At 72.7% G+C, this 13,513-nt stretch carries 7 protein-coding genes; all 7 read left to right on the top strand.

Annotated features, from left to right (window positions below; all coding sequences use genetic code 11):
* Positions 1-26 precede the first annotated feature (26 nt).
* The 7 genes from ACWDXC_RS03570 (at position 27) to ACWDXC_RS03540 (ending at position 13,379) form a co-directional block, all read left to right on the top strand.
* Positions 27-899 (top strand): SseB family protein, encoded by an 873-nt coding sequence (locus tag ACWDXC_RS03570; RefSeq protein ID WP_449977619.1) that lies wholly within the window; start codon positions 27-29, stop codon positions 897-899.
* Entirely contained in the window at positions 896-1,291 is a 396-nt protein-coding gene (locus ACWDXC_RS03565; protein WP_219499842.1) for a hypothetical protein, read from the top strand. Before ACWDXC_RS03570 ends, ACWDXC_RS03565 begins: the two co-directional genes overlap by 4 nt.
* 153 nt (positions 1,292-1,444) lie before the next feature.
* A complete protein-coding gene (locus ACWDXC_RS03560; RefSeq protein ID WP_449977616.1) occupies positions 1,445-1,780 on the top strand; it encodes a YbaB/EbfC family nucleoid-associated protein in 336 nt (111 codons plus the stop codon).
* Entirely contained in the window at positions 1,777-2,127 is a 351-nt protein-coding gene (locus ACWDXC_RS03555; RefSeq protein ID WP_449977613.1) for a hypothetical protein, read from the top strand. Before ACWDXC_RS03560 ends, ACWDXC_RS03555 begins: the two co-directional genes overlap by 4 nt.
* 26 nt (positions 2,128-2,153) lie before the next feature.
* Entirely contained in the window at positions 2,154-12,152 is a 9,999-nt protein-coding gene (locus ACWDXC_RS03550) for a WXG100-like domain-containing protein (RefSeq protein ID WP_449977610.1), read from the top strand.
* Positions 12,153-12,325: 173 nt separating this feature from the next.
* Complete coding sequence (locus tag ACWDXC_RS03545; protein WP_219499835.1) at positions 12,326-12,853, top strand: hypothetical protein; 528 nt, start codon at positions 12,326-12,328, stop codon at positions 12,851-12,853.
* The gene (locus ACWDXC_RS03540; RefSeq protein WP_449977607.1) at positions 12,846-13,379 is read left to right on the top strand and encodes a hypothetical protein; all 534 of its coding nucleotides are present in this window, start codon (positions 12,846-12,848) and stop codon (positions 13,377-13,379) included. The genes ACWDXC_RS03545 and ACWDXC_RS03540 overlap by 8 nt, the downstream gene beginning before the upstream one ends.
* Positions 13,380-13,513: the final 134 nt, after the last annotated feature.

Here is a 13,513-nt window from a genome sequence, read left to right as displayed (position 1 = left end):
CACTCCCGCCGATTACTGTGACCTCCGTGGAACCAGCCAGCCCCTTCGAGGAACAGCTCTGGGCGGCGCACGAGGCCGGCCGGATCGACCTGTGCCTGAGCCTCCTGCGCGACGCCGACTTCGCGATGCCGATCTCCGCCGCCGCGGCGGCCGGCGCCGAACCGCCCCGGTGGGCCACCTACACCGGCCCCGACCGCGTGTGGATGCTCGCCTACACCTCCGTCGAGGCCATGCGGGCGGCCGGCGTCGCCACCGAGCACTGGCGGGTCAGTTCGCTCCCCGAGATGGCCGCCGCCTGGCCCGACCCGCGCTGGGGGCTGGCGGTCAACGCGGGCCTGCCGGTGTGGTTCCCGCTGGAGTCGGGCACCGTGGCCCGGCTGGCCGTGCCCACGCTCGCCCAGGACCTCCTGATCGCGCCGGGGTCGGGCGTGCCCGTCATGCAGAAGGTCCTCGGCCCGGGCGACCTGGACGACCTGCTGAGCGGCAACAGCGCGCGGGTGTCGGGCTACTGCCACCACGCCCTGGACGTCTCGCACATCGCCACGCCCACCGTGCTCGCCGAAGCGCTCGGCGCGACGGACAAGCTGACGCCCGAGGGCTCGCTCAACCTGCTGCGCTGGCGTCCGGCCGGCCTCAACCTCTACCGCACCCCGTACGGCGGCCTCGACGAGGAGGGACGTGACGCGGTGGCGGGCTGGGTCGTCGAGGAGCCGCCGTTCGCCGGGATGGGCCTGGTGCCCAATCCCGCGCTGCTCGTGCGCGAGTACAAGATCTACGGGGTCGGGCTGCCGCACGGGGCGGAGATCTGGGAGCTGACCGACGCCGGCACCGAGCACCGGCGCGCGCTCTACCACGGCGACCTGCGGCGCTGGCTGCTGACGGTGGCGGTGACGCCGTGAGCTGGCACCACTACCGCGCGCGCTGGCAGGGCGAGGACTTCGAGGCCAGCCCGGAGCCGCACTCGCTCGAACTGTGGATCAGGCTGCGCAGCGCCGAGCCGCGTGAGGGGTTCGAGGAGGTGGAGCCCGGCTGCCACGTGCTGCCGGTGCCGGCGGAGGAGTGCGAGGCGCTGCACTTCGTCATCACCGTGTGCGAGTGGCGCGGCGAGCCGTTCCACGTGCACGCCGAACGCGACGGCGAGCTGCTGCTGGAGTACGCGGGCGCGTCCGCGCCCCGGGCCGTCGAGCTGGGGCTGGACCGGATCGAACGCGGCGTCTACCGCCGCTGGGTGCCGCGCGCCGAGGCGGCCGATCTTCGTGAGGAGGCCGTGCCCCTCGACGAGATTGTCTAGCCGGGCTCTTGTTACTTGGTATTCATGTGACAGAAACTATCCATACAGTGCGATGTGTCGCATGTGGCGCTATTGGGTGGGAGTGTCATGGAGGCAGCGAGCCGCTCGGCTGCGGGGATGCAGGCATACGCCGACGAACTCAGGACGATGTTCATGCGCTTGCAGGACGAGGGCATGGAGCTGCACACGCGGGCCAAGGAGCTGCGCGTGACCGAGAAGTCGCCCGACGGCCTCGTCAGCGTGACCGTCGGCTCCCGGGGTGAGCTCGTCGGCCTCGACCTCGACCCGCGCGTCTACCGCCGCCCCGACGCCCGCCACCTGGCCGACACCATCGTGGAGACCACCCGCCGGGCCGAGGCGCGGCTGCGCGACAGCATCGTGGAGATCTTCGCGCCCGTCGTGCCGCCCGAGCAGATGCGGGCCCACATCGACGGCGACGTCGAGGCGATCTTCCAGGTGTTCGCGGGTGAGGAGGGAGAGGCCCGATGAACATGTGGGACGAGTCCTCCGTCGTCAAGTCCGTCGTCGACCGCGGCATCACCGAGTGGAAGACGATGGCCGGCGAGCAGGAGCGCGAGTGCGCCGACCTGATCGCCGAGGTGCAGAAGTGCCTGGACGCCCAGCCGTGGGGCACCGGCACCGAAGGCAAGGCCTTCCTCACCTCCCACGTGGGCGTCAACGGCGGACCCGAGACGATCAGCAAGTGCAAGAAGCTCCTCAAGGAGATCGCCGACGCCGGTGACGCCGTCCGCATCGTCGTCGACAACACCCTCCAGGCGCACGCCGACATGGCGGCCGACCTGCGCCGCCAAAAAGCGATGATCGCGGAGGTGTGAGGGCGACGGACTGAACGGGAACATCCGTGACGACTGGTGGCAATGTCCACGTCCAGGGGCCCAGCGGCCTGCCCGCCCAGCACATCGCGGTGCGGATCGACCGGGACACCGAGCCCGTGTGGGAGACCGAGGTCTTCCCCGACTGGCTGAACTACTTCCTGCTGCCCATGCTGTCGGCCGGCCAGATGTGGCCGAGGGCCAGCGAGAAGGGCATGTCGGCGCTGGCCGTCGCGTACGAGAAGCTGGCCGAGGGCACCGACAAGCACGCCGTCGCCGCCGGCACCGCCGCGCGCACCATCGTCGACGGCATGTACGCGCCGCCGACCGCCGAGTTCGTCAACCGGGCCAAGTTCCTGTACGGCGAGAGCGCCGGGCTGGCCGGCGTGCACAAGAACTGCTGCGGCCACGCCTCACACGCGAGCGACTTCGCCGTCGAGACCCAGTACTCCAAGATCTCGATCAACGTCGCCTTCTGGATCACGGTCGTCGCCATCGCCATCGCGGTCTACGTCTCGTTCTTCACCGCAGGGTCCGGCGCCCGGCTGATCGGGCCGTACTCGGCGGCCTGCCGCGCGGCCGTCAGCCGCATCCTGGCCCGCCTGGCCGCCGTCGGCGGGCGCAAGGCCGCCGCCGGACAGCTCGGCCGGGTCACGACGCTCAGCGGGGCCACCGGCAAGATCGTGCTCGCCCGGCTGCTGGCCAGCCCCCTCGGCCGCGAGCTCACCGAGGAGATGGGCGAAGAGGGCTTCATCGACTGGCTCACCCAGCGGATCCAGATCGACAAGGGCACCCGCAAGTTCTTCGACTGGGCGCGGTTCAAGGCCTCGCTGATCGGCGCCGGAGCCGGCGCGTGGATCGGCACGAAGGTCGCCGGGCCCCTCTCCCGCGTCACCCGGCGCGTGGGCGGCTTCGCCGGGAGGGCGCTCAACACCGGCCTCAACAACATGATCGCCTCGCCGCTCGGCAGCTTCGTCGCCAACGCCGCCGTCTACGGGCGGATGGAGAACCCGTTCACCGCCGAGGCGATGGTGGGCGGGTTCCTCGGCGGCGTCGGCCGCACCGGCACCATCAGCCCGTTCAACCCGGACGTCCTGTCCGCCCTGACCCACCCGACCAGCGCCCTGGCCTCCGCGCAGGACGCCGCCGCCCGCTCCGACGCGGCCCGCTCCGGCGGCACCCCGCCCGGGGGCGACCCCGGCAGCAACACCACGTCGTCCAACGGTCCCGCCAACGGCCCCGCCGGCCCCGCCCCGGCCGGGCCCGCGCCCTCGGCGCCGAACTCCACCACCACGCGGGGCGGCGCCCCGGCCGGGTCGTCCGCCGCGGACGGCGCCCGCTCCTCCGGCTCCGACACCGACACGCGGACCAACCGCTCGCAGGACGACAACGTGGCGGGCCGCCGCGGGCCCGCCACGCCCGACGCCGACTCCCGTACCCGCTCCTCGCAGCCCGCCCCCGACGAGGACCGGGAGGAGGAGCGGCAGCAGGAGCCCGCCGCGAACACGGCCCCGGCGCCCACCGCGACCCCGGCCTCCACCACCTCGACCACCTCCACAGCGGCTCCGGCGTCCACCGACGACACGACCCCCGCCCCTGACGAGGCCCCCGCTCCCGACGCGGCGCCCACCCCCGACGAGGCCCCCGCCCCGGACCCCGCCTCCGCCCCCGAGGCTGCCTCCGCCCCCGAGGCTGCCTCCGCCCCCGAGGCTGCCTCCACCCCCGAGGCCGCCTCCACCCCCGAGGCCGCGCCCGCCGCCGAGGAGCGGGTGCCGGTCAAGGACGCGATCCCGGCCCCCGCCAACGCGCCCGCGCACGTCACCGGCGCGCACACCGCCCTACTCGACGCGGCCGAGACGAGCTTCCCCACCATGCTCGCCACCCGAGGCGGCGACCTGGTCCTCAGCAGGGACAACGGCGAGCTGGTGATCCCCGCCTCCACGGTGAACGCCGTGCGGACCATCCTGGAGGAGCGCGCCGCGCAGGGCGTCGACCAGGCCCGCCTGCGCATGGACGCGACCCTGCTCCTGGTCCAGGCCGCGAGCAGGCCCAGCATCGACACCGCCCCGCAAGCCCGGACGAACGAGGACGGACCCCAGGCGGCACGCCCCACCCGGAGCAAGCCCGGCACCGTCACCTCGCGCGCCCTGCCCGGCACCCGCTTCGTCCCGGACGGCCGCACGGACGGCACCACGCTGACCGACGCCGAGGTGAAGGCGGGCGTGGACGCGCTGCGCCCCCACCATTTCCGCACCGAGGGCGTCACGGGCTGGAGCTGGTCCGCCGACGGCTCCACGCTGCTCGTGCGCACCCGCCAGGGCATCCACCACTTCCGCCCGGTGATCGGCCGCCTCGACTCGTCCCTCATGGGCCGCACCGAGGTCAACGCCGGAACCAGCAGCGCCGAGGCGCACGTCGTCCACCTCGCCCGCGGCATGGCCGCCGACCAGGTGGCGCGCACCATGCTGCACGAGATCACCGACACCCTGCACCACCTGCATGCCCCGGAGAAGCAGGGCGTGGTGCGCCGGATGCTGACACGCGGCAGGATGCGCGAGACGCAGGACCTGTGCGTGGCCGCCCGGATGAACGAGCTCGGCTACCTCGTCGAGCAGTGGCAGCAGGCCACCAACCCCCGAGAGCAGCGGAGGCTCGTCGCCGACATCGACGGGGTGATGGCCGACCTGGCCACGCGCGGCCACGCCGCGCCCCCGCTGCCCTTCACGCCCACCCCGGCCGAGCAGCCGCCGCGTGTGCCCGGCGTCCCCGACGGCACCCCCGACCTCCTGGAGATCCGCCGCCTGGTCGACTTCTTCCACCAGGCGGAGGACAACCTGACGCAGCAGGTCGCGTCCAAGAAGAAGACCGCCCAGGAGGCGCGGAACAAGGCCAAGGAGTCCGCCGAGGCGGCGAAGAAGGCCCGCAAGCAGCGCGACCAGGGCAAGCAGGTGCGCGTGCGCAAGGCCCTGGCCGAGGCGCAGAGCCACCGGGCCAAGGAGGCCAGGCACCTGCGGATGGCCGAGCGTTACGAGAGGACGCTGACCGCCGCCCAGGCGGCCGAGCGCGCGTACCGTACGCTGCGGGTGGACCCCAGCCAGGAGAACCTGGCGAAGGCCAGGCAGGCCCACCGGGCCTACCTGGTCGCCCGCGCCGCCACCCAGCCGGCCGCCGCCAGCCGGACCACCGCGATGCCCACGTCCCGGATCGCTCACCTGACCAAGCTCACCGAGGCGGTCAACGAGCTGCTGGAGGGCAAGGGCGTCAGCCACCGCTACTCCACCAACGAGCTCGAGACCGCGATCCGGCAGAACTTCCACAAGGTGCTGAGCGAGGACGGCCTCGTGCTGCGGCCCGGTGTCGGCAAGGACGCGGCCGAGGTGCGGCTCAAGCTCACGCTCAGCGACCTCGTCGAGGTGTTCGAGCCGTCCGTGATCGCCTCGGAGATCATGGTCGGCATGTTCGTCCTGGGCGGCCGGACGATCAACGGCACCGCGGCCAACAGCGGCGGCCTGGCGCCGAACTTCGACACCGGCATCCTGACGCCGATGCTGCCCGAGGACTCGTTCCTGCAGACGGCCAACCAGTTCCTGGGTGCGGGATTCGGCGTCAGCGCCGGCCGCAGCGCGAGCGTCACCGGCGGCGCCGGCCCCGCCTTCCAGTCGGGCTCCGTCGTCGACAACCGCAGCGAGTCGATGCTGTACGAGGGCACGGCCACCTGGACGGCGGAGATCCGCGTGCCCGGCTCGCGCACCTGGGAGGGCCGCGTCACCGTGAGCTCCGGCGCTTCCGCCGACGCCGCCGGCCAGCGGGTGTGGTTCACGCACCCGCACGTCGAGCCGCCGCCCCGGAACGTCACCAGGATCGACCCCGACAAGCGCGACCCCGAGCTCCCGAACGTCACCGTCACCGGCATGACCGGTCTCGAAGGCGCCCTCGACATGGTCGCCGACCACCTCGGCGGCGACTACGCCACGGTCGGCTCCATCGCGCACCACAACCTGCGCACGACCCTCGTCGACGAGCTGCCGATGGCGCTGCGCGAGGCGGTCAACGGCGGGTTCAGCCGGCCCCTCACCGTCGGGGGACGCACCGACGTGCGCATCAGGGTCGACACCAGGATCGTCCAGGTCCCCGACAGCCCGCTGGTGGGCCAGCCCAGCTCGGACGAGTGGGAGGAGGAGGTGCTCATCGACTTCGCCAACGTCCCCGGCGGGGCTTCGGCGGGCGGCTCCACCGGCCTCAGCGCCTCCGCCAAGCTCAAGATCCACCGGCTTGAGGACCTGGACGTCCTGGGGCCCCTGGGCGAGTTCGAGCCTTCCATCAACCCCAAGGCCGAAACCGGAAGATCGGCCTCGCACTCCCACTCGTCTACCGCCAACCAGCAGGCCATCCACCCGAGCGTGCACCGCAAGAAGGGCCCGCGGCAGTCGTACAAGCTCATGCTGGTCCACTCGATCACCGTCGAGCGCCCCGGCCAGGCCCCCGTCACCCTCCCGGACGTCGACAGCACCGCGCTGGTCGCCATGCAGGAGTCGGCCGCCTACCGGTTCGGCCTGCCCGTCGACGAGGGCGCGCTCCTCCGCAAGGACGGCAAGGTGGTGATCGGGGTCGACGGCATCCCGGTGCTGCGCGGCGACCCCATCCCCGAGGTGCCCGAAGGCCGCACGGCCGGGCTGCCCCCCACGATGGGCGACCAGCCCGGCCAGCTCCGCGGCGCCGGTCCGGCCCTCGTCCAGGAGGTCCTCGGGATGGACGAGGTCGCCCAGGACGTCCTGAGCGACCTCGGCGAGCGCGGCGTGGTGCCGAAGATCGTGAACGGCGAGTTCGTGTTCTCGGACAACGAGCTGGAGCTCGCGAGCCAGATCCACAACCTGCGCGAGGTCCTCACCCAGCTGTCGGCCCGGCGCATGCAGGCCGGCTACGACCAGGCGGCGCAGGACGGCCTGCACTTCGACCTGGTACGGCACCGCCCCAACCGCACCTCCGAGCACTACACCGTCCACATCCAGCTCAAGCAGGACTTCAACGACTTCACCTACATCGGCTACACCGACGCGGAGGCGGTGGTCTACCTCGACATCGGCTCCGACACCTCCGGGCGCGGCTTCAACCGGTCCAGGACGTACCCCGGCAAGGTCGGGCTCGCCGAGAGCGACGCGCCCGGGGAGGGCCAGAACGGCTTCGGCCACGAGGTCAACGGCAGCTACAGCCGTGGATACAACCGGAACGTCGGCTCCAGCCACGGCGGCACGCAGAACATCGTGACGCTGGGCGAGAGCGGCGACATCGTCGGCGTGTACACCATGCGGCACCGCGTGATCGTCGAGCTGGAGCACAACGGCAAGCGCGAGCAGATCTCCTCCCGCAAGGGCGAGGCCAAGCTCGTCATCGCCGCCGACCTCATGCCCGCGAAGAACGCGAAGACGGCGCCGGTGGGCAAGCTGTCCGCCAAGGTGCTGGCGCGGACCAAGATGCTGCACCTCGACCCCGGCAACGCGCTGGCCGCCGCCCGGGAGGCGCTGCCGAGGGCCATGCGCAGCGACTCGCCCGCCTTCCACCACTTCGCGGGCCTGGTCAACATGCGCAACCTCGCCGGGCACCGCGAGTGGGAGGCCGACGCGTACGGCAGCGAGACCGGCATCCGCACCCGCGGCATCACCACCCGCTCCTCCCTGTCCGTGAAGGGCGAGTACGGCGACGCCGAGGTGGTCGGCGTCGTCGACCACGTCAGCGGCGACATCAAGTTCGGCATGGGCAGCGCGGGCGTCAGCTACGGCGGATCCGTGAGCCGGAACACGAGCCTGTCCGCGAGCGGGACCGACCACGACGACGGCGGCACCACCAACGACGGCGGCAAGCTGTCGCTCCCCTCCGTCTCCAAGTCGACGTCCACCTCGATCTCGCAGCTCGACATCTGGGGCACCGAGGAACTCACGATCGAGACCGGCCGGCACTACGTCATCCGCGCCGACGTCGACTTCACGTACACCGGCAACGAGACCGTCCCCGACGGGGTCGCGCTCGGAGTCACCCGCCCGGCCCACAGCCGCGGCGCCGCCCTGCTGACGATCCCCGAGTACGACGCCCTGCTCCTGTACTCCGACGACGACCTCGACCTGCCGCTGCACCTCGTGGCCGACGCGGTCGAGCGGTTCATCAACGGCAGCCTCACCCTGGACCGGACCCTCGCCACCGCGCTCCTCACGCGCTACACCAAGGCCCTGGCCGACGCCCGCGCCGCCGGGGAGGACCTCGGCCTGGCCGAACAGCACACCTCACACGCCCTCCTCACGGCGCTCAGGAAAGTCGTCGAACCGCAGCAGCCGGCCAAGCAGCGGCGCAAGGGCAAGGGGCAGACGGCGCAGAGCGGGCCCAGCGGGAGCCAGTCCGCGCAGAACCAGAGCACGCCGCAGCGTGAGCGGCGCATGCCCATGCACAAGCAGCTCGCCCGCATGCTGTCGCGAGCCAGGGAGCTCATCCAGCAGAGCCGCGAAGTCGTGCTGGCCCGGCCGTACCAGAACGGGATGGGACTCAGCCTCATGGAGTCCCTCACCGCCGAGGACAAGAGCGGCAAACGCGTACAGCTCCGCGACGAAGTCCTCAACATGCTCGAAGAGGTCGCGCCCGAGGTGCTGAAGGCCGCCCCCACCCTGCGCAGGGAAGTGGCGGTCGACTTCGCCCGCACCCGCACCGAGATCCGCGTCAACGACATGTGGAGCCGGAACGGCTACAGCAAGACCTACAACGCGCTCGGCGACCTGGCCAGCGGGGTCGCCGAGGAGGTCACGGTCAGGGTGCGGATGGTGCCCAAGCACGGCGCCGACCGCGCCGAGCTGATCGGCCACACCGACGCCGCCGGCGCCATCAAGCAGTACTACCGCTACACCGACGTCACCGAGTCCGAAGGGTTCAACGGCTCCCACGCCTTCGGCGCCGACGTCAGCGGCAAGGAGGAGACCGACGCCGGCGGCGTCAGCGTCTCGACCGACCTCACGCGATCCTTCGGCGGGACGCGCGGCCGGCAGACCGTGCGGCTCCAGCGCATCTCCCTGTTCCGCGGCCTCGACCGGGTGCGGCAGGAGATGGACCTCGTCGTCGAGATCGAACGCAGACCGCTGCCCGGCGGCAAGGCCCGCTCGGTCGCCCAGAAGGCGAGCGGCGCCGTCAGCCGCAAGACCCGCAAGGTGGAGCGCACGTACAAGGCGGTCGTGGTGCGCCGCATCCCCACCGGCATGATCCGCCCCGCCGACGCGACGGTGACGGAGGCCCCGCCGGTCATCGACCCCCGCCGCGCCGAACTGCCCCTCGGGTACTTCCCGGAGTCGCTGTTCACCGACGCCGGCAAGCCGACGCTGCTGGAGGTCGTCAGGGGCCAGCTGGAGAAGATGGTCGGCCGCGCCACCGTGGCCGCGCGCATGGGCGAACTGACCAGCCGCCTGTCCGTGGACGCGCTGATCAGCGTGTTCGAGCGCATGTCCAGGCCCGGCGGCGAGGTCGTCGTGCCCCTGGGCCGGCAGGGCGCCCGCAACCAGGGCGTCGACGTGACCATCGAGGCGCACACCTCCGACATGCAGGTCTACAGCGGCCCGTTCACGGGCGAGAAGGGCGAGGTCGACCGCGAGGCGACCAGCATGAGCGTGACCGTGGGCCGCGGCCGCTTCGCCCCCATGAGCGGAGGCGCCAACGGCGGCATCGTCCCCGAGGCGGGGATCGGCCTCGGCGCGTCCCTGGGCGAGCAGTCCGCGGAGAGCGTCACCGACAGCAGCGGCGGCCGCGTCGAACGCAGCGAGTTCCGCAACGGGGAGCTCTACACCGTCCGCCTCCGCGTCGACTACGACCTCACCTTCCAGCACGTACGCCGCCTGCCCGGCGGCCCGCCCACCCCCATCGGCGACGCCGTCACCATGCGGCACGCCACCGGCGGCGAGATCTTCGTGACCCTCTTCGGCGAGGAGATCAACGAGATGCGGGCGCGCATGGAAGCGGGCATCCGCGTCGCCCCGCCGTCCTCCGTCCGCGAGACGTTCCGCGCCACGGGCACCCGCCAGGGGCTGATCCCGCAGCTCACCGACGCCCGCCTGGAAGCGCGCGACCGCGGCGCCGTCGCCGTCGTCACCGTGACCGAGAACGGGGTCCCGCGCCGCTACTACGCCCACCCCGACGGCACCGTACGCAGCGAGACCTTCGACGGCGGGTTCGCCGAGGCGTTCGCCACCCTGCCCCCCGACGTGCTCGCCCTCGCCGAGAGCACCGGCCTCGACCTGCGCGCCGTCTTCGACACCTCGCAGGACCCGGGCACGTTCACCGACCAGGTGCTCAAGGCCCTGGAGAACGACGGACACAAACGCCCCGCCGAGCCCAAGCCCGTCTACCCCTACGAGGCGTCCGCCGCCGCGGAGAACCCGGCCGCCGCGGCCGGCACGCCCGGCGGCGGCTCCGCCACCTCACCCTCGTCCGGCAGCACGCCCTCCACCGGCTCCGGCACCTCTGTGACCTCGCCCGAGCTCCCCGCCACGCCCCTCGACGCCGCCGCCCGGCCCGACGGGACCGAGGACCTCTCCCTGACCGAGATCCAGGCCCAGAACGTGTCGCTGACCGACTTCGGCGGCGCCGTCCGCAGCCTCACCTGGTCCGGCGACACGCTCCAGGTCGAACTGCCGTCCGGCGCCGTCCACCACGTGCGCGTGACCGTCGGCGACCCCGGCCAGGGCCTGACCGGCCGTACGCACCTCCGCGCCGGCACCACCGCCGACGAAGCGCACGTCATGGTCCTCGCCCCGCGCCTCCACCCGGACGTCGTGTCGTCCGTCCTGGTGCACGAGATCACCCACCTCGCCCAGGACGGCGCCGCCCGCGCCGCCGGCCGGCCCCAGGGCGTCGTCCGCTCCTTCCTCGCCGCCCTCTCCTCTAGTGGCGAGCCGGTCGTCGACCACTGCCTGACGCCGCGCCTCAACGAGCACGCCCACCTGTCCCGCAAGTGGCACGCCGCCACCGACACGCCGACCCGAGACCGCCTCGCCCAGGCGATCGACGCCGTCGCCGCCGACCTCACCCGCCGCGGCCACACCCCGCCCCCGGCGCCCTGGGCCGGCGCCCCCCAACCCCGCAGCCGGATAGCGAGCCTCCTCAACTGGGGCGCCACCACCGCGTCCGCCCCCGCCCCCGCCAGCCTGGCGACGCTTCCGCTGACGGCCGTCGTCCGCGCGGTCGAGCGAGGCGCGGCGATCGCCGGCGCCCGCGCCCGCCACCACGGCGACGGCCGGATCACCCTGGAGATCCCCGGCCGCCCCCCGACCGACCTCCAGATCCGCCCCGCGACCCCGACCCCCCACATCCCCGGCGCCCCCACCCCGAACGGCACCCGGGGCCCTGCAACCGCCCCGAACGCCTCCCAGGACCCTGCAACCGCCCCGAACGGCTCCCGAACCCCCGGAGCCGACTCGAACGGCACCCAGGCCCCCGCAGCCTCCCCGAACGACACCCGGACCTCCGGAGCCAGCACGAACGGCACCCAGGTCCCCGGAGTCGGTACGAACGGCTCCCAAGCCCCCGCAACCGCCCAGAACGGCTCCCGGACCCCCGGGGACATGTCGAGCAACCCCTTGGTCATCGAGCTCGACCCGTACGCCACGGTGGACGTCAGCGAGCGCGCCGCGGCAGCCATCGCGGCCGGGGCGGCGGCCCGGGCCGCCGGCGACCCTCGGATGGCCGCCCACTTCCAGGCCGTCGCCCAGCTCGCCGAAGCCGCACGCCAGGTCCGCACCTCCATCCCCGCCGAGCGCTCAGCCCGTATCGACACCCTGCTCACCCTCGCCGCACGCGCCGACATCAGCTACGCGATCCCGCCCAGCCTCTCCGCCGAGCTGATCGCCCTGATGAAGGACACGCCCAAACGCCACCGCAGCGAGAAGTGGCGCCCCTACCGCAAGCTCACGAACGTCACCGGCTGGTACCCCGACTGGGAGGAATGCGACTGCCGCGACGACGAGCCGTGCCAGTGTGCCCCCACCCCCGTGGCGACGGCATGATGGGACCCCGGGATCTCCGAGACTTCCGGGACCGGGACCTCGGGGATCGGGACTTCCGGGACCGGGACCCCCGGGATCGGGACTTCCGGGATCGGGACCTCGGGGATCAGGACCTCCGGGACCGGGACCTCCGGGACCGTGGCCCCCGGAACCCGCGGGACGAAAGGACGGCGATGGCATTCGCGGTGGCACGCACCAGGGACGAGGCGCACCTCTACCTCGACCTGCACCCGTGCGAGACGTGCGGTTCTGCGGAAACCACCTGGGACAGCGGCCTGACCACGGTCGACGGCACGCTGGTCAGCCGCTACGCCGGTGACTGCGGCGAGTGCGGCACGAGCCGCGAGTTCCTCTTCGGCCTGCCGGAACGCCCGATCCCGCCCGACGGCTATCCGACGTTCGGCGCGGCCGAGCCCTCCGAACTCCTAGACGCCGGCGAATGGCTCTGGGTCGCCGACCTCACGGCCGGCCACGTGCCCGCCGACGACCGGGCCGAAGCCCACCGCGCCCTGTCCATCGCGGCCGCCGCCGTCGGCGAGGCCATCAAGTTCGTCCCGCCCGGCCAGGACGAGGTGCCCGACGACGCGTTCTGGTCCGAGCGCGGCCTGGAGATGCGCGCCGCCGAACCCGGCCGCTTCCACCTCGACCGCCTCCTCATCGTCCGCGACACCTACCGCGACCTGGCGGCCCAGCATGCCTGACTACGCCCGCTCCCTGGTTGAGGCATACGTCTACCTCGACATCACCAGCCCCGGAGCCGAACGCGCCGTCACCGAGCAGGACGACGACTGGCTCGTCCGCGCGGGCGACGCCGAGGTCGTCGTCCCCTTCGTCTCGGAAGAAGAGGCCCGCCTCGAGGACGCCACCTTCGGTCTGGGCCTCTCCGAGCTGATCGACCTGGGCCAATGGGTCCTCATCGCCGCCACGTACGCGGACCGCGCACTGGAAGGCGGCCTCCTCTACTCCGCCGACACCACCGTCGACGAGCGCTACCACGATGTCGTCGCCGACTGGCGCTTCGCCGCCGACGCCGTCGCCGAGGCGCTCAAGTTCGTCCGCTCCGACGGCACTCCGCCCCCGCCGGAGGCGTTCTGGACCGACATGGGCAGAGCGGCGTACGAGGACAACCCCGAACGCTTCACGTACGAGGCCCTGGCGGACGACCTCGCCTACTACCGCGACAGCCTGACCAACTTCCAACGCCTCCACCAACCCCCCGACCAGTAACCCGCCCCCCACCTCCCCACCGCCCGACCTCCGCCTTGGGCCCTGCTACGGTTCTTCGCCTTGGGCCTCCGCCTCGGGCCGTGCTGCGGTTCTTCGCCTTGGGCCGTGCTGCGGTTCTTCGCCTTGGGCCTCCG

Source organism: Nonomuraea sp. NPDC003214 (assembly GCF_053590035.1).
Note: the sequence above shows the minus strand (reverse complement) of the source record. Positions and strands in the feature narration are given on the sequence as shown.